This window comes from Saprospira grandis str. Lewin, from assembly GCF_000250635.1.
Taxonomy (GTDB): Bacteria; Bacteroidota; Bacteroidia; order Chitinophagales; family Saprospiraceae; genus Saprospira; species Saprospira grandis.
This window is the reverse complement of sequence record NC_016940.1, coordinates 1853943-1878378: the sequence shown is the minus strand read 5'-3', so window position 1 is coordinate 1878378 and position 24436 is coordinate 1853943. Positions and strand designations below refer to the sequence as shown.

The 24436-nt window shown below is 47.1% G+C and carries 19 protein-coding genes and 3 tRNA genes; 11 read left to right on the top strand and 11 right to left on the bottom strand.

Annotated elements, in window-relative coordinates; all coding sequences use genetic code 11:
* Window positions 1-15 precede the first annotated feature (15 nt).
* From SGRA_RS08435 to SGRA_RS08420, 4 genes are all read right to left on the bottom strand, one after another.
* Entirely contained in the window at window positions 16-570 is a 555-nt protein-coding gene (locus tag SGRA_RS08435; RefSeq protein ID WP_148268307.1) for an SRPBCC family protein, read from the bottom strand.
* A gap of 56 nt (window positions 571-626) precedes the next feature.
* A complete protein-coding gene (locus tag SGRA_RS08430; RefSeq protein ID WP_015692224.1) occupies window positions 627-3395 on the bottom strand; it encodes a 2-oxoglutarate dehydrogenase E1 component in 2769 nt (922 codons plus the stop codon).
* 408 nt (window positions 3396-3803) lie between these two features.
* Window positions 3804-4124, bottom strand: a complete 321-nt coding sequence (locus SGRA_RS23015; protein WP_148268306.1) for a hypothetical protein — start codon at window positions 4122-4124, stop codon at window positions 3804-3806.
* Between the two features lie 197 nt (window positions 4125-4321).
* A complete protein-coding gene (locus tag SGRA_RS08420) occupies window positions 4322-4642 on the bottom strand; it encodes a hypothetical protein (RefSeq protein WP_015692222.1) in 321 nt (106 codons plus the stop codon).
* Window positions 4643-5154: 512 nt separating this feature from the next.
* On the opposite strand from SGRA_RS08420, the gene SGRA_RS08415 reads away from it, so the two are divergent.
* Window positions 5155-5739 carry a WG repeat-containing protein gene (locus SGRA_RS08415; RefSeq protein WP_015692221.1) on the top strand — a complete coding sequence of 195 codons (585 nt, stop codon included), beginning with the start codon at window positions 5155-5157 and terminating at the stop codon, window positions 5737-5739.
* An 81-nt stretch (window positions 5740-5820) separates the two neighbouring features.
* Here the strand turns inward: SGRA_RS08415 and SGRA_RS08410 are convergent, their stop codons facing one another.
* Window positions 5821-7644 (bottom strand): tetratricopeptide repeat protein, encoded by a 1824-nt coding sequence (locus tag SGRA_RS08410; RefSeq protein ID WP_015692220.1) that lies wholly within the window; start codon window positions 7642-7644, stop codon window positions 5821-5823.
* 354 nt (window positions 7645-7998) lie between these two features.
* On the opposite strand from SGRA_RS08410, the gene SGRA_RS08405 reads away from it, so the two are divergent.
* Both SGRA_RS08405 and SGRA_RS08400 read left to right on the top strand, forming a co-directional pair.
* Complete coding sequence (locus tag SGRA_RS08405; protein ID WP_015692218.1) at window positions 7999-8385, top strand: acyl-CoA thioesterase; 387 nt, start codon at window positions 7999-8001, stop codon at window positions 8383-8385.
* 180 nt (window positions 8386-8565) lie between these two features.
* Window positions 8566-9315, top strand: coding sequence for a hypothetical protein (locus SGRA_RS08400; protein WP_015692217.1), 750 nt, complete (start codon window positions 8566-8568; stop codon window positions 9313-9315).
* A gap of 47 nt (window positions 9316-9362) precedes the next feature.
* On the opposite strand, the gene SGRA_RS08395 is transcribed toward SGRA_RS08400, so the two are convergent.
* The 5 genes from SGRA_RS08395 to SGRA_RS08375 form a co-directional block, all read right to left on the bottom strand.
* Window positions 9363-9434, bottom strand: a tRNA-Glu gene (locus tag SGRA_RS08395).
* Window positions 9435-9468: 34 nt separating this feature from the next.
* A tRNA-Glu gene (locus SGRA_RS08390) sits at window positions 9469-9540 on the bottom strand.
* Window positions 9541-9571: 31 nt separating this feature from the next.
* Window positions 9572-9643 (bottom strand) — tRNA-Glu (locus SGRA_RS08385).
* Between the two features lie 59 nt (window positions 9644-9702).
* Complete coding sequence (locus SGRA_RS08380; RefSeq protein ID WP_015692216.1) at window positions 9703-10545, bottom strand: DNA-binding response regulator; 843 nt, start codon at window positions 10543-10545, stop codon at window positions 9703-9705.
* Window positions 10535-12871 carry a tetratricopeptide repeat protein gene (locus SGRA_RS08375; protein WP_041329580.1) on the bottom strand — a complete coding sequence of 779 codons (2337 nt, stop codon included), beginning with the start codon at window positions 12869-12871 and terminating at the stop codon, window positions 10535-10537. Before SGRA_RS08375 ends, SGRA_RS08380 begins: the two co-directional genes overlap by 11 nt.
* 194 nt (window positions 12872-13065) lie before the next feature.
* Here SGRA_RS08375 and SGRA_RS08370 point away from each other — a divergent pair, with 194 nt between their 5' ends.
* From SGRA_RS08370 to SGRA_RS08360, 3 genes are all read left to right on the top strand, one after another.
* Window positions 13066-15138, top strand: coding sequence for a hypothetical protein (locus SGRA_RS08370; RefSeq protein ID WP_015692214.1), 2073 nt, complete (start codon window positions 13066-13068; stop codon window positions 15136-15138).
* Window positions 15139-15476: 338 nt separating this feature from the next.
* On the top strand, window positions 15477-15713 hold the full coding sequence (locus SGRA_RS08365) for a helix-turn-helix domain-containing protein (RefSeq protein ID WP_015692213.1): 237 nt from the start codon (window positions 15477-15479) through the stop codon (window positions 15711-15713).
* Window positions 15688-16017: a HipA N-terminal domain-containing protein gene (locus tag SGRA_RS08360; protein WP_015692212.1), complete on the top strand. Its 330-nt coding sequence runs from the start codon at window positions 15688-15690 to the stop codon at window positions 16015-16017. The genes SGRA_RS08365 and SGRA_RS08360 overlap by 26 nt, the downstream gene beginning before the upstream one ends.
* A 292-nt stretch (window positions 16018-16309) precedes the next feature.
* On the opposite strand, the gene SGRA_RS08350 is transcribed toward SGRA_RS08360, so the two are convergent.
* Complete coding sequence (locus tag SGRA_RS08350) at window positions 16310-19306, bottom strand: serine hydrolase domain-containing protein (protein WP_015692210.1); 2997 nt, start codon at window positions 19304-19306, stop codon at window positions 16310-16312.
* Window positions 19307-19936: 630 nt separating this feature from the next.
* On the opposite strand from SGRA_RS08350, the gene rpsL reads away from it, so the two are divergent.
* The 5 genes from rpsL (at window position 19937) to rplC (ending at window position 24436) form a co-directional block, all read left to right on the top strand.
* Window positions 19937-20323: a 30S ribosomal protein S12 gene (gene rpsL, locus SGRA_RS08340; RefSeq protein WP_002659001.1), complete on the top strand. Its 387-nt coding sequence runs from the start codon at window positions 19937-19939 to the stop codon at window positions 20321-20323.
* 126 nt (window positions 20324-20449) lie between these two features.
* A complete protein-coding gene (gene rpsG, locus SGRA_RS08335; protein ID WP_015692208.1) occupies window positions 20450-20923 on the top strand; it encodes a 30S ribosomal protein S7 in 474 nt (157 codons plus the stop codon).
* 48 nt (window positions 20924-20971) lie between these two features.
* On the top strand, window positions 20972-23104 hold the full coding sequence (fusA, locus tag SGRA_RS08330; protein WP_015692207.1) for an elongation factor G: 2133 nt from the start codon (window positions 20972-20974) through the stop codon (window positions 23102-23104).
* 295 nt (window positions 23105-23399) lie between these two features.
* On the top strand, window positions 23400-23708 hold the full coding sequence (gene rpsJ / locus SGRA_RS08325) for a 30S ribosomal protein S10 (RefSeq protein WP_015692206.1): 309 nt from the start codon (window positions 23400-23402) through the stop codon (window positions 23706-23708).
* A 41-nt stretch (window positions 23709-23749) separates the two neighbouring features.
* Window positions 23750-24436: a 50S ribosomal protein L3 gene (rplC, locus tag SGRA_RS08320; protein WP_041329577.1), complete on the top strand. Its 687-nt coding sequence runs from the start codon at window positions 23750-23752 to the stop codon at window positions 24434-24436.

The window sequence follows — 24436 nt, the reverse complement described above, 5'->3', positions numbered from 1 at the left end:
CCCAATTGACTAGTTTTATTCCTCCTCTTCTTCCTCTTCAAAAAAGCCATAATCGGCTTCTAGGCGTTGGAGGCTATAAAGAAGGCTAGTCTTAAAGTAATTTTTGAGAAAATAAGCTTGGTATCGTCCGAGGGGATCTTTGCTATTATGTGGGAGGTCGGCTTCTAGGCGCCAAGCGAGTTGGGTATAGTCTGGAATACTATTGTCTAGGGCCATAATGCCTTGAATTTTGAGTGGGGAGCGGTCCACCTCCAGTTCAAAATTGATTTGTTGTTCGTTGGCTTGGGTAATAATAAGTTTGGCAGAAATCTGCTTGCTTTTCCAGAACATCATAGCGCCGGGGCCTGCTTCTGGGCCTTCAAAAGAGAAGGAGTAGCCTTGTTCTTTGGTCCAGGCCGACCAATTGGGCCAATTGGCTGGTGTTTGGAAGAGGGCCAATAGTTCTTTGGGGCTAGCGGCTAGTTGGGCCACCTCTTCGATGCGCCAAGATTGGGGCAGCATAAAGGCGAAAACGGCGGCGACTAGGGCCAAGACGGCAATCAATACGATGAAGGTAAAGAGTATAGACATAGGGCAAAGGTGCATACATAAAAAAGGGCCGCAGTATTGCGGCCCCTAAAGTTACGTTATTTATGGCTTTGCGCCAATTCTTCTATAGGTGCAAAAGCTCGTTGAAGTATATCTTCTAGCTCTTGATTGTGTTGTTTTTTGTATCCCGTAGCTGGAGAAGCACTAGATTTGCGGGCGATGAGGCCCAAATCGTAGTTGCGGTAGAAGGCCAAGAGATATTGCCAAGATCCCATGTTTGAGGGTTCTTCTTGTACCCAGAAGAACTTGGCGTTGGCATATTTCTTAATCAATTCATTGACCTGTGCCTGAGGGAAGGGGTAGAGCTGTTCTAGGCGAACGATAGCGATATCCTCATGTCCTTCTTTCTCTTTCTTCTCTAATAGGTCATAGTAGAGGCGGCCTGTACAGCAAAGTACTTTTTTGATTTTGCTGGCATCTTTTACGCTAGCGTCATCAAAGGTTTCTTGGAAACCACCAACGGTAAAGTCTTTAAAATCAGAAATACAACTTGGGTGACGGAGCAAACTCTTAGGCGACATCAGGATCAGTGGCTTGCGGAAGGGGCGGGCCAATTGTCTGCGGATGAGGTGGAAGAAGTTGGCTGGTGTAGTCACATTGGCTACGGTCATATTGTATTCTGCGCAGGCTTGCAAGAAGCGTTCTAGGCGAGCCGAAGAGTGCTCGGGGCCTTGTCCTTCATAGCCATGAGGGAGAAGCATAACCAAACCGCTCATGCGTGCCCATTTACTTTCAGAAGAAGTAATAAATTGGTCAATAATAGTTTGGGCACCATTGACAAAGTCGCCAAACTGTGCTTCCCAAACCACTAGGCTATCGGGAGAAGCCAAAGAATAACCGTATTCAAAGCCCAAAACAGCAAACTCAGAAAGTAGAGAGTTGAAAATGCGGAATTCGGCTTGTTCTCCTTCTTTTAGGTGGTTGAGGCGGCTATATTGCTCATTGGTTTTTACATCATAGAGGACCGCATTGCGGTGCGAGAAGGTCCCGCGCTTCACATCTTGTCCACTCATGCGTACAGGATGTCCCTCCAAAAGCAAAGAGCCATAAGCCAAATGCTCGGCCATCGACCAGTCGCATTGGCCGGCTTCGATATGGCCTTGGCTACGTTTAAGAATCCGCTTAAACTTAGAGAGCATATTAAAGTCCTTGGGAATCTCTTGTAGGTTGTTGAGAATATAGGTCAATTGCTCTTCAGAAATAGCGGTATCGGGAGATTTTAGATAATCTTCCCAAGAGGTTTTCTTTTGCAATTGGCTCCAGGCTACTTCTGGGGCCTGAAGTGTATAGTCTACTTCTTTTTGTTCTACTCGGTCAAAGCGCTCTTGCAAGAAGGTGTTAAACTCTTTATCCATTTGCTCGGCCATTTCTTTTTCGATAGCACCCTGTTCGATGAGGCGATCGATATAGATCGAGCGAGGATCGCGATGATTTTTGATAAACTCATAGAGTTTGGGCTGTGTGAATTTGGGATCATCTCCTTCATTGTGCCCATGTTTGCGGTAGCAAACCATATCAATAAATACATCTGTATTAAACTTCTGGCGATATTCAGCGGCTAGGGTAGCGGCAAAAATAACGGCATCGGGATCATCTCCATTAACGTGGAAAACGGGGGCTTGCACCAAGGCGGCAGCTCCAGTACAATAGGTAGAAGAGCGAGCATCTTCAAAGTCGGTAGTAAATCCAACTTGGTTGTTGATGACAAAATGGATGGTTCCACCAGTATAATAACCTTCTAGTTGGCTCATTTGGACCACCTCATAGACCACTCCTTGTCCAGCAACGGCGGCATCTCCATGAATGAGAATAGGCAGAATCTTATCAAAGTCAGAGGTGTAAAGAACATCGGCCTGGGCGCGGGCATAACCTTGAACCACAGGGCCTACGGCCTCTAGGTGTGAGGGGTTAGGCACCAGCTTCATATGGACCTCTTTGCCAGAAGGGGTGGGATACTTAGAGGCATAGCCTAGGTGATATTTCACATCGCCATCGCCAAAGGTTTCTTCGGGCATGACGTTTTGGAACTCACTAAAGATATGGTCATAGGTTTTGCCCATAATGTTTACCAAAACATTGAGGCGACCACGGTGGGCCATACCAATCACCACTTCTTCTACGCCTTCCTCTGCGCCTTTGCAGATGATTGCATCTAGGGCGGGAATAGTTGTTTCTCCACCTTCTAGACCAAAGCGTTTTTGGGCCACATATTTCTTGGCCAAAAAGTTTTCAAAGCCAACAGCTCCATTGAGCTTCTCCAAAATGCGGCGCTTTTGCGAAATGCTCAGGTCATAAGCCTTTTGAGGCTGGCTTTGCTCCATGCGGTCACGGAGCCACATGCGTTTGTCACGGTGTTCAATATGGCTGTATTCTACGCCAATATTGCCACAGTAGACTTCAATTAGTCGGTTGCGGATATCCTTCAATTTGGCATTGGGCATTCCGATTTCGGCCCCCGCCATAAAACTTTGCTCCAAATCTTCCTCTGAGAGGTTGTAGTTGGCCAAGTCAACATTAGGGAAACGAAAACGTCTGGGCCGTACGGGGTTGGTTGTAGACAAGAGGTGTCCTCTCTGACGATAACCGTGAATCAGTCCCAATACAGCAAATTCTTTCTGAAGTTGGCTAGTAGACAGCCCGCCTTCAATGCTATCGGTAGGCCCTGCGGCCCCCTGCTCAATGGCAAAATCAAATCCTGCAAAAAATTGTTTCCAGCCCTCGGCCACCTGTTCGGGGTCCTCCTTATAGGTCTTGTACAAGTTGTCAATATAACCTGGATGGGCATTGGAAATAAAAGAGTAGCTCATTTTCAGCTGCTTTATGCGTTGTTGATAATCATTTAGGCCCTAAAACTAGGCCTAGTCAATATCTTGTAAATATAGAAAATCATTCTTCTATTAGTAAGGCCCTTTTTGCTTTTCTGTTCACAAAAACTATTCAGTTTCCAAGGGTTTAGCTAATAGCTAAATGAATATATAAAAATCTATTTATAGATAGAAGGGGAGGAGGATTTTATTTTGCTTCTTTTCTATGCTATTTGTTGCTTTTTTGGGGCTGTCCCGCCCTCTGGGCGGGTCGGGCTGTATCGCAGCTCGCAGGTCTGCTCGGCCCTGCAGGCTTTTTCGCTTTGCTTCAAAAGCCTTTGGTCTGCCCCTTCGGGGCCCTGCTGTCCATCCCTCAGCCTGCGGGCGCTTTGCGCCCTGCTAGGCGCAGACTTACTCGGTTACGGCTTGTTGGGCTTTGCTGCGCTCTTCGGCCAAAATGCGTTCTTCTCTAGGCGAGGGGCGGCCATCTAGGCGGGCCCGAACGGCGGCTTGACTATCGTTGGGTTTGCGTTTGCCCAATAGCAGTTGGTTGTTGCTTTTGGCGTTTCTTTGGCCCGAACGGCGGCTGAGGGCCTGATTACTTTGTTGTAGTTGGCTAGAGGGAGGTACCTTCAGTTGATCGCCTTCTTGAATGGGAGCGGTTTTATGTTGGTGTTGGGCAAAAATGGCGGAACTGCCGAAAAGGAAAAGGGCAATAAATAGGTATTTCATGATATTGTCGTTTTGGTCCAAAAAAAAATAAGGGCGGGCAGGGCGAGCGCAGCGAGCCGGCTGAGGGATAGAAAGTGGGGCGGCGCAGCCGCAGACCCAGCCAGCTTGCTGGCGCAGGGCCGAGCAGACCTGCGAGCCACGACAGAGCCCGACCCAAGGCCGTAGGCCGCAAGGGCAGCCCCAAAAATACAAAAGAATTATTCTTTGGGCGTTGCCTGGTTTTTTAGTTCGAGCAAAAGCAGCTCTTCTTGTTTAGAGGGGCGACCATCCTCGCTGCTGCGTTGCTTGACATCTTGCAGCTGCCGCAGAGGCGTAGGCGCTTTTACCGATTGATTAGTGCCCTGCTGATACATTTGCATAGTTGGGGCCGAACGCAAACTTTGTAGCTTACTTTTGTCTAGTTGCACCGCCGAGCTCTTGATCTGCTGGCCTTTTTCAAAGGCTTCTTGTTTTTCAGACTTTTGGGCCCACAAACTTAGGCAGAGCAACAAAAAAAATAGAGTGGATAGAATACGCATAAGGCAAATTTTTAACTGATGAAACCCAAATTTTGGCCCCTTAGGCCTATGAAAATTAGGCATAATATAAAATTACAAAATTAAAGTTTAATCTAGGCGCTAGCTCCTTTTTTTCTTTTTTGGCACTCTTCCTGCAGCAAATATCCTCCCAATTTAGCCTTAAAATTAAGGCTTGTAAAGCCAATGTTAATTTGGAAGCCCGCTTAAAATGAAAGTTTAAATAAAATAATATTTTGTACTACTTAACTAGGCTTCTTGTTTATATTTCTATTTGCTGCTTTTTGGCCGAAAATTTCTTGACCCTTCTTTTTGGCCCAAGAATCTAAGGCCTATCTTTGGGCAAGCCATTGTAAATGAATGTTTTTTAGTGGATTTTGGTCGGAAAAATGGGGCTTGAAGTCGAGAGAACTTGCCCTAGCTTTGGGCTTGCCCTATCTTTGTGTCAACAAAAGGGAGGAACAACTCCCAAAAAATAAACAGATACAAATATCTCCAACTCAAATTTCACCCTTATGAATTTTCGTAATTTCTTCTTCGCCCTTAGTTTATTTATCGGTTTTCAGTCCGTTTCTGCTCAGGCTAGTTGGGCCCTATACAGCAATGAGGATTTGGCTATTGAAATCACGGCTATTGGGGAAGAAACGGCCAGTGGGGCCGAGGTAGTTTCTGCCTATCAAGAGGGAGTAGCTTTGACCAAATTATACAATAAATACGGCCTTGTCAATGCACAGGGCGTAGAAATCATTGCTCCTCGCTATGAGGAAATTCGCCCCTTTGAGAATGGCTATGCGGCTATTCGCAAGGGCAACAAATGGAGCTTTATCAATAAGCAGGGGCGCAAGATTAGCAGTTTCCGCTTTGATTGGGTGGGCCGTTTTGAGCAGGCTGCTGCTGCGGTTCAGATCAATGGAAAATGGGGCTTTATCAATGAGCAGGGCGCTTTGATTGTGGCTGCAGAATTTGAAGCGGTCCGCAGTTTTGGCCAAAATGGCTTGGCTATGGTCAAAAAAGATGGCCAATGGTACAACTTGAACCAAAAAGGCGAATTGACGACTTTGCCCAGCAATTTGGAGCAGGGGCTACAAGCTAGCCGCTAAGCAAAGAATATAAGAACAAGCATAAGTATATTTAGGATTTGTAATGAAAAAGCCCGCAGCCAAAAGCTGTGGGCTTTCTATTTATACGCCATCGCCACGCAATTTCCTAAAGCGTTTTCGGGCTTCTACGGTAAAGTAGCTGCCCATATGCTCCATGAGGATTTGCTCGTAGAGGGGCATGGCTTTTTCTGGTTGATTGAGTCGCTCTTCATAAATTTGGGCCATTTGAAAGAGGGCGTTATCGACCAAAATGCCCTCGGGGTAGTTGGCCACAATTTGCTCCAATTCGCTTAGGGCTTTGCTATAATCTAGTTTTTGCAAAAAGACCTTGGCCCTGGCAAAATGGATGTCGTCTTCTAGTCCATGCCCCTTATAAAGCAATTTGATGCTATCCATCTGCGAGAAGGCTTCTTCAAAGCGATGCTGAAAGATTTTTAGCTCGGCTTGGGCAAAAAGACGCATGCTGTTGGCCGTCGTATCCAAATTGTAATGCTCCATAATAAAGACCGAAACATCTATGGCATCGTTGGAGATGAGCTCAGAGGTGGCTCCTTTTAGAATTTCGAGCTGGTCTTGGGCCCATTCAAAGTCGCCTTTATAATAAGAGAGTTTGGCATTTTTATAACGGGCCTTTTCGCCCAAGGGGCTATCTTTTTGGTCCTTGTCTACTTGGCTATAGAGCAGACTAGCCTCCCAAACTTCTTGGTTCATCAAGAAGTAATCGCCCAGCTGGATTTTGGCTTCGGCTAGGCGCTTGCGGTCCAAACGAGGCATTTCTACGGCTACTTTCAAAATCTGAATGGCTTGATCCAAATCATTGAGGTAGAGGGCTTCCAATTCGGCTAGTTGTTTCATGATGCCATAGGTGCCCGCATTTTGCCCAAATTCCTTCAAAAAGGCTTTATACTCGCCCTCCAAGGTCCGGAGTTGTTCTTCGGTATAGGCAAAGCCCTTGCTGAGCTGCTTGCGCTTGGTATACAGAATTTGCTCTTTGGCATTGATGTAATAAATAGAGGTTTTGCCTTTTTCCTCCACAATGTAGGCAAAGGCATCTAAGGCGGCCTGATATTGCTCTTCATTCAGGGCCATTTGGGCCAACTTATAGACCCTAGAGCCATTTTCCTGCAAACGCAAATCTAGGGCCCGAGCTTGCACTAAAGCACTCTCAAAGTCTTCTTCTTGCACATAAACCCAAACGAGCATTTCGGGATAGAGGCTGTTGTTTGCATCTTTTTGGCTTCTCCGAAAGAGCTCTGTTTTTAGTGCGTCATAGCTGCCGGTCATCTCGGGCAAATACCGCTGCAAAAAGGCTTGTATATTGGTCAAGCGACCTGGCACGGCCTCAATGGCATCCAAATAAGCCTTGACCATTTCCTCGGCATTGCCGGCCAAACGATGGGCATTTCCCCGCTGATAGGCAAAAATCCCTGGCTGCCCCAATAGTTTTTCCCCTTTTTCATAGGTGGCCACCATCTCGGCATGCCGGTCTTGCTTCTGAAAAGCATTGGCCAAGCGACTGATCTGAATTTGGTTGCCCGTTAGTTCCTTAATGGCCCGCTTATACTCCTTTTCGGCCTTTTCCATTTTTTGCTGCCGAGCATAAAGCCGCCCATAATCTACTCGCCGTTCTAGTTTTTCTGGACTCGCCTTGATGGCCCGCTTAATTACTTTTTCGGCCGTTTTATAGTCTTCCAATTCAAATAAGGCGCTCAAATAACGCTCATAGTAGTAGTCGTGGCTGCGGTCTTTGTTGTGCAGCTCCTCAAAGCAAGCTGCCGCCTTTTCAAATTCGCCATTGCGGTAATATTGTAGGCAAAGTCTGGCTTTTTGGGCATTATTAAAGCTTTGCCCAAAAGTAGGAGAGATGGCCGAAATAAAAAGGGCCAAAAAGAGATACTTATACATAGTCGTTCAAGATTCATAATGAGTTGGGGCTGCCCCTCGCTTCGCTCGGGTCGGGCTGTGTCGCAGCTCGCTGTTCGCTCGGCCCTGCAGCGCTTTCAGCGCTTTGGTCTGCCGCCTTCGGCGGCCCTGCTATCCATCCCTCAGCCTGCGGCCCTTCGGGCCTGTAGGGACCAAAATAGGCCCTTGGTCTAATGTAAGCCTTTTGCCGCAAAAATTGTTCTGAATGCTTCGCTTATAGCGGCCCTTTAGTTTTTTATTAAGGGCAGAGGCCCCCGCTTTTTACTAGAAATGCTAAAAAAGGCCTAGTTTCGTCTTATTCTTTCATGCTGAACAGGAGTTCATAAAACAAAAGCAATGACTTTAGAAGAACGTAAAGAACAATCGACGACCAGAATATTTAAGGCCATTTTTCCCAATACCACCAACCATTATAATACGCTTTTTGGTGGGGCGGCTTTGCAACTTATGGATGAGGTGGCCTTTATCTGCGCTACCCGCTTTTGCCGAAAAAGAGTAGTGACCATTTGCTCGGATCGAGTAAATTTTAATCATCCTATTCCAGCAGGTACTTTAGCCGAATTTGTGGCCAAGGTAAGCAAGGTAGGGCGTACCAGCCTAGACATTGATGTCCGCATTTACCTAGAAGAAATGTATGAAGACAGCCGAGAGCTAGCCATTAACGGTTGCTTTAGTTTTGTGGCCATAGATGAGGACCGCAACCCTATTCCCGTTTTAGATTAAGCGCTAGAAAGTCGTATTATTTTGCCTTAAGGCCAGGCCTCATCTCGGCCTAGCGATGTGCAGCAGTGGCCCAAAGGGCCAGACCAAGGCGCTTTAGCGCCGCAGGGCCGAGCAGACCTGCGAGCTGCGAAACGTAGCGCAGCAAGCGCAGCGCAGCTGAGGCCCCAAAAAACAAAACTTATGATTTCCCCTAAACTTATTATTTGTGCAGCTTTATTTCTCTTGCCTCAATGGATGTGGGGGCAAGGATTGCTGCGAGTGTTTTTTCCGCAGGCCAGTTTTGAGACCTATATGCAAACGCCTTTTCGGGCCAAACTGACCAAGGCCAGCAATAACGGCATGCAGAACCCCAACCCTAAAGATGGCAGCAACTGGACCAGTTGTCGGGCAGGGCAAGGGCAGTTGGTAGGCACATTTAGAGATATTAGTGCTTGTGCGGCTAGCTTGCATCTGGGCCGGCCCGTGACCAAAGAAGAGCTCAGTAATTTTAGTTATGAGCAGGCGGCGGCGGTGCTAGAAGGACTTTGGGAAGATATTTGGGCCCCAACTATTCCGCATCAAGCAACGGCCAATATTTGCATGCATGTAAAGGTGCATTATGGCAATATGCGGCCCGTAGAGCGCGCCCTGAATAGCTTGGGCGCCAATTGTAAGGTAGATGGCGTTTGGCGAAAGTGGGAGCTGCGTTGGCTGCAACATCTGAGCTATGCCAACTCGGGGGCTACTTATATGGCCATTCGGGCCGAGCTCTCCAAAAGTAAGAATTTTAGACGGCATGTTCGCCGCTATTTTAAGCCCATAGAGGGCCCAAAAACAGAGGAAGAGCAGCTATTGGCCTTGGGCAAAAAATGCCTATTTTTTTATATGGACCATTTTTGTAGGCCGCCCAGCAAGAAAAACCCGCCTCGGCCTTGGAGCAGCTACCCCTAAACAAAAAATGACCCCAGCCAACATAAAGCTGACTGAGGTCGGAAGCGTAGCCCATAGGGGAATCGAACCCCTCTTTCCAGGATGAAAACCTGGCGTCCTAACCGATAGACGAATGGGCCATAAAATGGCGTTCAAAAAAAGAACTAAAAAAAGTAGCCCATAGGGGAATCGAACCCCTCTTTCCAGGATGAAAACCTGGCGTCCTAACCGATAGACGAATGGGCCATAATGGCGTTCAAAAAAAGAACTAAAAAAGTAGCCCATAGGGGAATCGAACCCCTCTTTCCAGGATGAAAACCTGGCGTCCTAACCGATAGACGAATGGGCCATAACTTTCGTTGTAGCGGATGCAAATATAACAAGCTATTTGAGATCTCACAACTTTTTCTAAATATTTTTCAAATATTCTTCTAAACGTTCTTGGCTGTGCAGTTGCATTTTTTGTCTTAGGCGGTATCTATTGCGGAGGGCAGACTCTGGAGAGATGTCTAGAATATCCATAATTTCCTTTTGGTCTAGGCCCATATAAATCAGGGTACAATAGATGAGTTCTTCTTGGCTGATATTGGGGTGGGTACTTTCTAGTTTTTTGATAAACTCCTGATGTAGGAGTTGGATGCGGTTTTGCAGTTCGCTCCAATTGCCTTCTACTTTGAGTTTATGTTTAATTTTTTGTTGGAGTTGGAGCAGGGGCCCATGGCTTTCCAGTTGTTCTAGTTCATCTAAAATTTCTTTGAGCAATCGCTTTTGCTGAGCAATTTGGATCAGGCTAGCCGAGAGTTCTTGCAGCTTAAAGCGAGAGCGTTCTTCTTCGGCTTGTATAAGGGCCTTATAATATTGGTCTCGGCTGAGGATAGATCGGCAGCGGGCGAGTAGCTCTATGGGGTCTGCGGGTTTGCGCAGAAAGTCGGCGGCCCCAGCATCTAGGGCCTCCCGCAAAGATTCGGGGCTAGTCATGATGCCGGTATACATAATGACGGGAATATTTTGTTGTTGGGGGTGGGCTTTGAGTTTTTGCAAAAAGCTAATGCCATTGGTGCCGGGCATTTCCCAATCGAGCAAGATAAGGTCAATGGCGTAGCGTTCTAGTAGTTTGTCGGCGATGGCTGCAGAGGGTGCGGCTAAAATCTTATAGGTTTCTTCTTGCTGCATGAGTTGTTCTACAGCAAGCAGACGATTTTGGGGGTTATCGTCTACAATCAGAAGACTATATTGGTACTCAGAGGGCATAAAGAGGAGTAGTTAGTTGTTCATAAAGGGGCTGGTCGCTATTATAAATAGCCTGTTGTAGAAGGCTGCACCATTGTTGTAGGGCCAATTCATTTTCTGTTTTGGCTTGTAGTTCTGCGACTATTTTTCGCAAAGCGGAGGCTTCATAAACAGTGAGGCTGTTGAGCTCGCTTAGGTAAGGCGCAAGGCAGTTTTTCAACTGAAGCAGATGCTCTTGCATAAAGCTTTGGGCATCTGTGGCCGGAGAGGGGGCAATGGCCGTTTGCTTATGGGGCTGCATGCTTTCTGGAACGGGCACCTGAGCTTGTTCGCCAAGCGGAAGGCTAAGGCGGAAAATACTGCCTTTTTGCTCTTGGCTCTCAATGCTAATTTGCCCTTGCATACATTCGGTAAACTGCTTGGCTAAGATCAGTCCCAAACCCGAAACGCTTTTACTTTTGGTCTGTAGCTTTTGGGTCTGAAAGAGCTTACGAATGGCTTCTTTGCTCATGCCTTCGCCCTCATCTTCTACCTCAATATACAATAGATTTCCCTCCTCCCAACTACGAATATAGATATTTCCCCCTTCCGAGGAAAACTTAATGGCATTGGTCAGTAGGTTGCGCAAAACGGTTCGTAGCATATAGGGATCGGCCTTGGCGTAGGCCGATACATAGTCCTGGTAAATGTTTAGGTTTTTAAGTAAACGCATGCTGCTGAGCAAACGCAAGCTCTCTTCTACAATGGGCCGAATATCAATGTCTTGGTTTTCAGCTTCTAGTTTGCCTGTTTGCCCTTGTATCCAACCCAAGAGGTTTTCAAAAATCCAATAGGCTTGCTGAGAGGATTCATCTAAAATCTGAAAGGAGGTTTTGAGCTCTTGCCAACGGTTGTTTTGGATGTAGGTTTGCATGAGCTTAGAAAAACCAGTCAAGCTGTTAAATGGCCCCCGCAAATCATGGGCAATGACCGAAAATAAGAGGTCTTTGGTCTCGTTCAGTTCTCTTAGCTCTTCCGCATTTTCACTAATAATTTGCTGCTTGCTCGCAATGGTGCGGTTTTGCTCACTCAAACTGATGTTTTTCTGACTCACTTCTCGGCTTTTCTTATTGAGCAAAACCACAAATACTGCCAGCAGAACCAGCAAACAAGCAATAACCGATAAAATCCACCACTGTATGCGCTGCTCTTTCTGCTCTTGGGCCAAGGCCTGCTCTTGCTGGGCTAGCTTTTCTCGGCTGTTGTAGTTTCGCCACTCGGCATGAAAACGCAACATGCTCTCGGAGGCTCCTGGCGTCTGCCGCTTGACCAAATCGTAGAGCTGTTCGTAGGCCGCCGCCATGGCCGCATAGTTTTCTTCTTCTCGATATAAGGAGATGAGGGCTTTCCAAAGCAACTCTTTTTCATCAAAAAAGGAAAGGGCTTGGCTTTTCTTTAAGGCGGCTTTCCAAAGCTTTTCGGCCTCTTTTTTATCGCCTTTTTCTCTAAAAAGTAGCCCTAGACTGTAGTAGGATTTTAAGAAGTAGGGACTCAGCTGCGGATAGGGCTCTGCCAATTCTATAGAGCGTAAAAAATGATGCTCGGCACTGTCCATCTGCCGCTGCAAATGAAAGGCTTCTCCCAAAATGTAGTGCTGGGCAATGGGCAAAAACTCTAGGTCGTAACGCCCTGCCCATTGCCCGCCTGAACGATGCTCCATAGAGTTTCGGGCAAATTGCTCGGCTTGCGGCCCCCTTTTCTGGACCAAGGCTAAACGCCCCAAATAAAAGTAGGAATGAGCCAGTAAAAAGGAGTCCTGAAATTGTTCTCTAGACCTTAGCGCTTTCCGAAAATATTGCTCGGCTTCAGAATAATCCCCCTTCTCCTCAGCCAATAAGGCCAAGTTGTTATAACAGGTCTCTATACCCCTTGCCCCAGCCTCCTTTTTGGGGTCAAAAATGGCAATGGCCCCCTCATAGTAGGGCCGGGCTTCTTCATATTTTTTGAGGTCGTAGTATAGGTTGCCAATGTCAATCAATGAAAAACCTGCAGACTCTTCTTTACCCGCATTTTTCATCAAAATGTAGCTGTTCCTAAATAGCTCCGCCGCCCGATAGGTATAGCCCCAATGCCGATAACTATGCCCCATGTTGTTGTAAATTCGAGCCAAAGCAAGACTGTCTTTGAACCCTTTGGCCTTGCTCTCCGCAAATCTCAAAATATCCATGGCCTTCCGCCGATCTTTCCGATATAAGGCATCCGCCTCGGCCAAATAGAGGTCCAACTCTTGCTCCCAAACTAAACTGTCTTGCCCCAGCAAAACAGAAGCCCACAAACAACAGTACAAGATGTATCTTAACCTTCTCATGTTTTTTTATTTTTTGGGGCCTCCTGCCTGCGGCAGGCGCTACGTTCCGCAGCTCGCTGTTCGCTCGGCCCTGCAGCCCTTCGGGCTTTGGTCTGGCCCTTCGGGCCACTGCTGCACATCGCTAGGCCAGCTAAGGCCTAGCCAATTTTTCTTCTCTTGAGCTTATTGTATAGCTAGCTAAAATACATTTTTCTATGCGATTATCTTTATTCTTCCTCTTTTTCCCGCTTTTCCTTTTGGCCCAAAAAGGCCCCTACGCCCCCTACGGAGGAGTCTTTACCCCCAAAGGCCAACTCAAAGCGCTTTTGGTTCCCGTCTATTTTACGGATCAGCCCCAAACGAATCCCAATTTTAAAAATCAAGACCATTATTTGGCCCAATGGGATAGCCAAAACCCCAATATGCTGCCCAATCCTATTGACCCCGAAACAGGCCGCTGCCCCAGCTTTATGGCCAATGATAGTAGCGATTTTGAAGCCGATAATTTAAGCAAAATGGGTTTCAATGCCTCTTCGCTCTTTTTTCTCCAATCTCAAGGGCAGTTTCAATTTACGGTAGAGGTTTTTAAGGATAGTAGCGGCCAAGCCGCTGCTGTGGGCATCAACCCCAGCGGCGGCCGCAGTTGGTCCGATATGAACCGCAAAGCCCTTTTTGCCATGATGGCCGCCAACCCCAATTTGCCCCTTAGCCATTTGGACCAAAGAACAAATCGCCCCAATTTCCAGTTCGATAACCAAAATACAGCCCCCGATAGCTTAATCGATTATGTCATTTTTGTCTATCGCTATTCGCCAAATTGGAGCCAGCAACCCGCCCCTGGCATGAACCGCTGGCTGGGCTCTGGGGGTGGTTTTGCTAGCCCTGGCAGCATTGGGCTCGAAAGCTACCAAGGCTATAGCATCCAACAAGGGTTTACCATGATGTGGGGCTCCAATGTGTTTGTCCACGAATTGGCCCATAGCCTCTTTAATGCGCCCCACTTTTTTGGGGCCAATCAAACAGTAGGCGATTATTTTAGACGGCCCGCTATTGGCTGGGGCGCCACCAGCACTATCCCCATTTTTCAGCTTTTTAATGCCTGGGAAGCTTGGTATATGGGCTATTTGCCCAATTTGCGCAGCCTAGAGCTAGATTTTGGCCAAAAAGAGGTTTTGGCCCTAGGCGATTTTTGTACAGAACAGGAGGCGATCCGCATTCGGCTGCCGCAGGGCCAGGGTCAATGGCTTTGGCTAGAGCTGCACCAAAAACTACATCCCTTTGATGAACACGCTTGGGCTGGGCAGCAGCTGGGCCAATTGCAACTGAGCGGTACCCCAGCAGGACTCTACGCTTATGTAGATGATACGGGCATCGATAGCCTGCAACAAATTGTTCGGGCGCTTTCGCCAGCTTGCAATGCGCTTTATCCCATTAATGCGGCTGGAAATTACGATTATACTTATATTCAAGAAGAGCCTAAACGCAATGCTTGGGGCAATCCGCTTTATCGCTTTCAGCGATTAAGGCCCAATGCGGTCAGTGGGACCAATCCCTTTTTCTTTTTTCGGGCCGATTTGAATCAAGATGGCCGAATTGCTTACAACCGCAATTATAATGGCGCCCGAAATGAGGGCATGCCCATTATTTATGAGCAAAATGATACGGGCGGCTATAGCGAACTCTACCAAAGTTTTGGCATGCAGGCGGTAGCACCTTTGCCTCAAGGCTACCGAAACCAAGCCTTTGGTCCAGGCGATCAACTTTGGGCGGGGGGCAACCCCGCTTTGGTCCATTACCCCAAATATGACTTTAGAAAGGATCTTCAGGCGCCTTACCGCTTGCAGGATCTACATATTAAGGTTTTGGCCACAGAAAACCAGCGCTATATTTTAGAAATTGAGCGCAAAGCCATTGAGTTAGAGGAGGGCCAAGATTGGGCTGGAGAAATTATTTTGCCCAATTGCAGCAAAGATGAGCGAGTAGACCTCATTTTGGCCAAAAAACAAGTTTTGCAATTGCGTCCTTCAGGCACCGCCAATCGGAGTCGCCAACAAGCAAATGGCAGCTTTGTGGGGCCTACGGTTTTGACTTTAGAGCAGGGGAGCAGCTGTTATTTGGCCAAAAAGTCTAGACTTTATATTGCTAAAGATTGCCAACTGAAACTAGAAAAGGGCGCCAAAATCATTTTGGGACCCAAAGCTAAAATTATCATTGAAAAAGGGGGAGCGCTAATGGCCGAAGAGGGACAAATAGAATTGGGCCGCAGGGCTAAAATCATCAAAAAGTAGAGTGGGTCCAAGCTTTTGCTGGCCAGAAGAAAGGGCCGCCTTAGGCTTGTATAGATAGATCATGGCGCAGCCGAACGGCCCTCTCGCTGGCTATTCAGCCAGCGAATCGGCTGAGGGGCTGTAGCAGGGCCGCCGCAGGCGGCAGACCAAGGCGCGTAGCGCCGCAGGGCCGAGCAGACCTGCGAGCTGCGCAATGGCCCGACCCGCCCGCAGGGCGGGGCAGCCCCAAAAAAGAAATAGTGAAAGTGTTTTTAAATGCACTTTTGTTGGTTTTTCTGCTTGGAATGGTTAGGTTTTTGCTATTTAGTGTATTATAGTGCACAATTAAATGCGAAAAAATGGAGTGGATACATTTGGCCAAGCAGCTTAAATCGAGGCGAAAGCAGCTTAAATTGACGCAGGAAGAGTTAGCGGAAATAGCTGGTGTAAGTTTAAGGGCTTTGAAGCAACTGGAATTAGGGAAGGCAAATCCAACGCTCAGGACCTTATTTTTAGTGGGGGATACAATGGGGTTGAGATTGAACTTTGAAATTAGAACAATAGATAGTGATGCGAAAAGCGACAGTTTTATTTAAGGGAGAAGAGGCGGCTGATATTTGGCAGGAAAAAGATGGCAGTTTTGGTTTTCGTTATCGGGATGCTTGGTTTGCAGATCCTTTGCGGCCCAGTATAATTTTTAGGATGCCGAAAAGTCAGCAGGAATATCGGTCAGAGCACCTTTTTGCTTATTTCTTTAGCATTTTGCCAGAGGGAGGCTTTCGAAAACGTCTTTGTCGGGATTTAAAAATTGATGAGGATGATGATTTTGGGCTCTTATTGCGTTTGGCGGTAGAAGATGCTACTGGAGCGATTACTTTAAAAGATGTAGAGGATGTTTAAAGCTACCCCCATAGCTTTTCAGTGCGCCAATTATTTGGGAAGCCCATTTGTGAGAGTTGCTCTGGTTTTAATGGAGCCAAAAGGTGGAGTAAGGGCAGAGATATCGTTAGGGCATAAAAAAACCCGCCAAAAGTGCGCATCAGAAGCCTAATCTTTAAATGAACAGGTTGAAAGTCCGGAGGCAATAACCTTATAAAAATTAAAAATATAGACAGCTTCGAGAGGCGAGGCGGGTGTTGATGCTTTAAAAATACAAACTTTTTGAAAATAATTCCATTAAATCGCATTTTATTTATTCCCCCAAAGCCTGATAACAAAGCTCATGAATTCTAGTCCGAATATCTAAGCGGATAAGCTGCATATTTTCGCTATCTGGATAAGTTCTGTTGGATAAAAATATATAAATCAACTCATTGTCGGGGTCGGCCCAAGCGCCAATGCCCGTAAAGCCCAGATGCCCAAAAGTATTGGGCGATGCTTGTTTGGCTACATTAATGGAAGCGTTGGGATCGGTAATTTCTTTGCGATCAAAGCCCAAGCCTCGGCGAGAGCGAGCACTATATTGCTTGGTAAATAGGGCAATTGTGCTCTCTTTGAGGTATTGACGGCCCTTATAGCTGCCTCCATTGAGCCAAAGCTGATAAATGGCGGCCAGCTCTTGGCCCTGAGAAAATAGTCCCGCATGTCCAGAAACCCCAGCTAGCATAGCCGCCCCCATATCATGCACATCGCCCTGGACCTTTTGGTAGCGGTAGTATTTATCTTCTTCGCTGGGAATAATCTGGCTTTTGCTAATGTTTCGATTTAAGGGGTTGAAGCCCGTGTATTCTAGCCCCATAGGCGCATAAAAATGCTCTTGAACATATTGATCTAGGGTTTGTCCACTTACTTCTTCTACCAAACGAGCAAATAAATAGAAGCCCAAATCGCTGTATTTATAGTTGGTCCGCCCCCGAAGGTTTTGCTCAATAATGCGGTCCCACAAATAGGGCTTTACCTTATCTCTATGGAAATATAGCCCTTCGGCAATCCGAAGCTGATAAGGACCTTGCGGCTTTTTGCGATAGAGGCTATCCATTGGGCGCTTATTCTCATCCAAGGTTTTGGCATAAAAGGGAATCCAAGGCTTGAGCCCCGCCTGATGCGCCAAAACAGCCCGAATTTTCAAATTGGCTTTGTTGCTGCCCTTGAGCTCAGGAATATACTGGCCCAATGGAGCATCTAAATCAATTAGGCCCCGTTCATAAAGGTGCATGAGGGTCATGGTGGTAGCGGCTACCTTGGTCACAGAGGCCAAGTCATAAACATCATCTAAGCGCTGTGGACGTCTTTTGGCGTAGGTATGATGACCGTAGGCCTTGTGAAAAACAATTTTTCCCGATTTGGCCACTAAGATTTGGCAACCTGGGGTGGCCTTTTTGCGAATCGCTTCTTCGGCAATTTTATCAATCTGATTTAGAATATCGCTGCGCATGCCCATAGATTCGGGACTCTCGGCATGGGGCATACGGAAAATCTGCGTTTTTACGCCTAAGCCCGCTCTTAATTTTTTGCTGGCCGAAACAGGCAGTTGGCCCATAAAAGATTGTGCACCAACCATAGCTCTTGCGGCCTGAATTTGGGCCGAGCGATCGTTGACATAAGCACAAGAGAGGTAGGGCACTTCTTCAAAGTAGCCTAAGCTATAAGGGCTGCCAAAGGCGATAAGGACCACCTTGGTCTTTTTACTTAGCTTTTTGACAAAGCGCTCCACAGAAGTGGATACCCCAAAACGGTCTTTTTGCTTCCTACGAAGACGGTCAAGGGCTACAAAGACAACTTCTTGCTGCCCCAATTGCTGCAATAAACGCCGCTCTTGTCCTGCCGAAATCCTTGTGCCCGCATAAAAATGCTGCTGAATGCCATAGCGCTGTAGTTCTAACTGAAAGCTGTTTTTACGGCCAGAACCAATGCAAAGACTCGCTAGTTTTCGTCCCTTGATTTGACGAAGCGGGAGCAGGCTATCGGGATTGGCCATTAGGGTCAAACTCTGCCCCAATATTTTTTTATATAAATCTTGAGCCGCCTGATTATTGATGTTTTTAACCACATTTTTGGTCGATACGGGCTTGTAATTTGCCAATCCCGCTCTATATTTTGCCCGCAAAATCTTGCGGATGCGCTGCTCGAGATCCTCCCAGCTCAAATCGCCTTTTTTCAGGGCGGCCAAAATCATTTTTTTAGATTGTGCCACTCTTTGAGACATTAATAGGATGTCATTTCCCGCTTTTAGGGCTTCTACATCGGCTTGGCCAGGCCCATAATGCTTGGCCACACCTTGCATATTCATGGCATCGGTAATGACGAGCCCCTTAAAGTTGAGCTCTTCTTTGAGGAGCTTTTGGATGGTGGCATAAGAAAGGGTGGTGGGCCGCTTATCTCTAGGGTCTAGGGCCGGAATATTGAGGTGGGCCACCATAATAGAGCCCAAACCTTGTGGAATCAACTGCCGAAAAGGGTAGAGTTCTAGGCTGTCCAATCGACTCCTAGGATGTTTGATTTGCGGTAAATCGTAATGAGAATCGACATCCGTATCGCCATGTCCCGGAAAATGCTTGGCGCAGGCCATTAGCCCATGATCTTGCATGCCTCGCATATATTGATAGGCTTTGGCCGTAACATTGCGTTTTTGCTCGCCAAAAGAGCGGTCGCCAATCACGGGATTTGCGGCATTATTGTTAATATCAACCACTGGCGCAAAATTGATATGAATACCAATATGTTGGGCTTGTCGGGCCACTTCTTTGCCAAAATCATAAATCAGGCGATTGTCGGGCAGGGCCCCAAAAAGCAATTGTCGGGGGTAATTAATGATAGAGTCTAGCCGCATGGCCAAGCCCCATTCCCCATCAATGGCCACCAAAAGGGGGACCTTAGGCGCCCAGGCTTGATATTTATTGCAAAGGCTAGCAGCTCGAGTGGGTGGGCCTTTAAAGAGCACCACTCCGCCCAAATGTTCCTTTTGGATGAGCCGTTTCATGCGGATTTCATCATTTTTTCCATGCAAAGGGTAGGCGGCCACCATAAAAAGCTGTCCGAGTCGCTCTTCGGGGCTCATGCTTTCCCACTTCTGATTAATCCAAGTTTCTTCTTGGGCCAAAATGCGATCTTCTAGGGCTTGCAATTGCTTTTTTTGAGGAAAAAGCTGGGGGCCAAGAGCGGGCGCGTTGGGTGGCAGGCTCGATTGGCACATCAAAAAACTAAAAAAGAGGAGGGAGATAACAGCCAGATAGCCAAGACGAAAGGGCATAAGTAGGATGATTTAAGGCGATGAATATTTTTTTGGGGCCTCCGCTGCGCTGCGCTTGCGGCGCTACGTTTTGGGGCTCGCAGGTCTGCTCGGCCCTTCAGCGCTGCGCGCTTCGGTCTGGCCTTCGGCCACCCCTCCACATCGCTAGGCCGATAGCCGCTTGGCTTTGGCCGCAGTAGGAGAGGGGCGGAGATTGCTTTTAGCGCAAAATAAGGCAGTGTAAGGAGTTTTGGAGAGCAGAGGAAGGAAAAACTTTGTTTTGGATGCAAAAAGGGCCGAAGAAGGGGCCAAAAAGCGAAGAAAAAGGATGAGCGGCCTAGCTGCCCGCAAGGGGGGCCGCAGGCCAGACCCAAGCGGCGGCTTTGCCGCCGCTGCAGGGCCGAGCAGACTTGCGAGCCCTGAAGGGGAGCGGCGGGCGCAGCCCGCAGGCCCCTAAAAGCAATTGATAATCAGCTATAAAGCGTTTTTTGAAAAAAGCCCCCTAAAAAGTTTAAAAAACTGCCTAAAAGTTTAAAAATCATTTTAATAAAACTAGAATTAGTATTACCTTTGCAAACGCTTAGGCAAACCCTTAGTCCAACTAAGGGCAGTTATTTATTGTCTCTGTTTATCTGTAAAAATAATTATTAGATGCCAACTATTAATCAATTAGTACGCAACGGAAGGAAGCTTATCGTCAAGAAGAGCAAGGCCAGAGCGTTGGACGCATGTCCTCAGAAACGCGGTGTCTGTACTCGTGTATACACGACTACACCCAAGAAGCCTAACTCAGCTTTGCGTAAAGTAGCCAAGGTACGTTTGACCAATGGTATCGAGGTAATTGCTTACATTCCTGGTGAGGGTCACAACTTGCAGGAGCACTCAATCGTATTGGTACGTGGTGGTCGTGTGAAAGACCTCCCTGGTGTACGTTATACAATTGTACGTGGTGCTTTGGATACTGCGGGTGTAAACGATCGTAAGCAAGCTCGTTCACGTTATGGTACCAAGCGTCCTAAGGCTGCGAAGAAGAAGTAATTCGCGCTTAGACGAAGATCCTTATTTGTTGAGGTAAACCCTAGAAAAGCTGGGGTTGAAGAGTGGACCAGCCCTTAGGGGGTAGTTACTTTTCGAAGTTCACGCAACGACATTAAAATTTAAGAAATGAGAAAACGTAAACCGAAGGTGCGGCAAATCGAGCCCGATCCGCGCTATGGAGACACCACGATCACAAGATTCGTGAATATGATGATGTTGGATGGCAAGAAGAGCACGGCATTCCGTGTATTCTATGATGCCATGGACATTGTAGGCGAGCGCTCTGAGGGTGAGGAAACTGCTCAGGAGGTATTTCACAAAGCGCTTAAGAACGTAATGCCTCAGGTAGAGGTGCGTTCTCGTCGTATTGGAGGGGCTACCTTCCAAATTCCCACAGAAATTCGTCCGGGTCGCCGGATGTCTATTGCCATGAAGTGGATGATCAAGTACGCCCGTGCGCGTTCTGGTAAAGGGATGGCAAACAAACTCTCTCAAGAAATTTTAGCTGCAGCTAAAGGTGAAGGCCAGGCTGTGAAGAAGAAAGAAGATACGCACCGCATGGCTGAATCTAACCGTGCATTTGCTCACTTCGCACGCTAATCAACTCTATATATTTTATTTTAACCTTTTTCAAAAGCCACCAAAGTCATGGCAAAGAAAGACCTAGTATTCACTAGAAACATTGGTATTGCTGCACACATTGATGCCGGTAAGACCACTACCACTGAGCGGGTATTGTTCTACACTGGTTTGACTCACAAGATTGGTGAGGTTCACGATGGTGGAGCTACCATGGACTGGATGGAGCAAGAGCAGGAGCGTGGTATCACGATTACTTCTGCAGCGACGACCACCAGTTGGAATTGGAAAGACAAGTCTTACCACGTAAACATTATTGACACACCCGGTCACGTAGACTTTACGGTAGAGGTGTCTCGTTCTTTGCGTGTATTGGACGGACTCGTATTCCTTTTCTGTGCTTCTAGTGGGGTACAGCCTCAGTCTGAAACTAACTGGCGCCTAGCCGACGGTTTCAAAGTTCCTCGTATTGCATTTGTAAACAAAATGGACCGCACAGGTGCTGATTTCTTCGGTACTGTTCAACAGATGCGCGACATGTTGGGTGCCAATGCTGTTCCTCTTCAGGTGCCTATCGGTTCTGAGGATGATTTCAAAGGTGTAGTAGACCTTATCACTGGTCAAGCTATCGTTTGGAATGAGCACGATATGGGTATGACTTATGAGGTTGTAGATATGCCTGCTGACTTGGAGGATACTGTAGCCGAGGCTCGTGAGCAATTGCTAGAAGCTGTTGCTGATTATGATGAGTCTTTGTTGGAGAAATTCTTTGAGGATCCTGAGTCTATCTCAGCTGAAGAAATCCGTGCCGCAATTCGTTCTGCTGTATGTGATATGAGCATTATTCCTGTAATGTGTGGTTCTGCCTTTAAGAACAAAGGGGTACAAGCGGTACTAGATGCAGTATGTGCATTTTTGCCTTCTCCTTTGGATGTAGAGGAAGTAAAAGGAACTAACCCTGATACAGAAGAAGAGGAGCCCCGCCCCGCTTCTTATGACGCTCCTTTTGCTGCTTTGGCCTTTAAGATTGCCACTGACCCCTATGTAGGTCGCTTGGCTTTCTTCCGCGCCTATTCTGGTGTACTCGAAGCTGGTTCTTACATTCTCAACACTCGTTCTGGTAAGAAGGAGCGTATCTCTCGCCTTTACCAAATGCACTCTAACCAACAGAATGCAATTCCTGAGGTAGGTGCTGGTGATATCGCTGCTGCTGTAGGATTTAAGGATATCAAAACTGGTGATACTCTTTGTTCTGTAGACAACCCGATCATTTTGGAAAGTATGACTTTCCCCGAGCCAGTAATTGGTTTGGCGATCGAGCCTAAAACTCAGAAGGATGTAGAGAAGTTGGGTATGGCTTTGGCCAAACTCATGGAGGAAGATCCTACTTTCCGTGCTACATATAATGAGGAAACTGCTCAAACCGTAATTAGCGGTATGGGTGAGTTGCACTTGGAAATCATCGTGGACCGCCTCAAGCGCGAGTTCAAGGTAGAGGTGAACCAAGGTGCTCCTCAAGTAAACTATAAAGAGGCCCTAACTACTTCTGTTACTCACCGCGAACGCTTGAAGAAGCAGTCTGGTGGTTCTGGTCTATTTGCCGATATGGAGTTCGAACTCGGACCTGCTGATGAGGAGTTCCTCGAAAGCGAAGAGTTCAAGTCTGGTAAGGCACGCTTGCAATTTGAGTGGGCTATCGTAGGGGGATCTATCGATAAGGCTTATATCAACCCCATCACTAAAGGCTTTGAGTCTATGATGGATAATGGCGTATTGGCTGGTTACGGTATGGACTCTATGAAGGTTCGCGTTTATGATGGATCTATGCACAACGTTGACTCTAAGCCTATCGCTTTTGAGCTTTGTGCTAAGGAAGGTTTCAAGGCGGCTGCTCGTCAGACTAAGCCTGTAATCATGGAGCCCATCATGAAATTGGAAGTAATCACTCCTGAAGAGTATACTGGTACTGTTATTGGTGACCTTAACCGTCGTCGTGGCCTCCTAAAAGGTCAGGAATCTCGCGGTGCGGCCATCGTTGTAAAAGCCGATGTACCTCTATCAGAAATGTTCGGTTATATCACTGAACTACGTACCCTAACTTCTGGTCGTGCTTCTTCTACCATGGAGTTCTCTCACTATGCTCAGGCTCCTGAGGGAATCGCCAAAAAGGTAATCGAAGACGCCAAGGGTGTCGCTGGTTAGTCATAAATTATAAAAGCCGCCGCTTTCCTTTTGCTGGAAGGTGGCTGGCTTTTTTTTGTTTTTTTGGGGCCTCCGCTTCGGCTTCGCCTTGCGGCGCTACGTTTACTCCCTATGGTCGTCGAACTGGCGCCCCTATAGGGGCTGGTTGTCGCAGCTCGCTGTTCGCTCGGCCCTCGCTATGCTCGGTCTGGCGCTTCGCGCCACTGCTGCACATCGCTAGGCCAAAACAGCCGGCGCCCAAATCAACAGCTATTAGAAATCTTATTTATCTATTTTTTTAAATCATGTAAGAGGCATGAATCAAAAAATCAGAATCAAGTTACGTTCCTACGATCACAATCTCGTGGACAAGTCTACTGCTAAGATTGTACAAACTGTTCGTAACACCGGCGCAGTTGTTACCGGTCCGATTCCGCTGCCCACCGAGAAGAAGGTATTCACTGTTTTGCGTTCACCGCATGTGAATAAGAAATCACGGGAGCAATTCCAACTGCGTACTCACAAACGCTTGATCGAAATCTATAGCTCTACTGCTAAGACAGTGAGCGCCCTAGAGAAGCTGGAGCTTCCTTCAGGGGTAGATATCCAAGTGAAATTGATGTAAGCAGAATTTGTTAATCTAGAATTCCAAAAAGTTAAAGAACCGTGGAAGGATTAATTGGAAGAAAAATTGGAATGACCAGCATCTACACTGAAGGCGGCGCAAACGTTGCTTGTACTGTAGTAGAGCTGGGGCCCTGCACCATTACTCAGGTGAAGACGCAGGAAACAGATGGTTACGATGCTCTGCAGCTAGGCTTCGGCGAGCGCAGATCGAAAAATGTTAGCCAACCTTTGAAAGGTCACTTTGAAGGCCAAAAAGCCCATAAAGAAGAGGGTGCTAAGGCGGCAAGTGCTGTAAAACAAAACAAGCGTGGACAAGAGGTAACAGTTTACCCTCGTCACTTGGTAGAATTCAGAGAATTTTATACAGAGAAAGCGCTTGGCGAAACCCTAACTGCCGAGGAGGTATTTGCTGAAGGCGATACAGTACAGGTAGTAGGTACTTCAAAAGGAAAAGGATTTCAGGGTGTTGTAAAACGCCACGGATTTGCTGGTGTGGGTATGCGTACGCACGGTCAGCACAACCGCGGACGTGCACCTGGAGCGATTGGAGCTTGTTCTTACCCTGCAAAGGTATTCAAAGGTATGCGTATGGCTGGCCGTATGGGTGGCAAGCGTGTAACTGTGAAGAAGCTCAGCGTAATGAAAATGTTTCCTGAGAAAAATATTTTGCTAATCAAAGGAGCTATTCCTGGTCACAAGGGCTCTATTGTAATCGTGAAGAAGTAA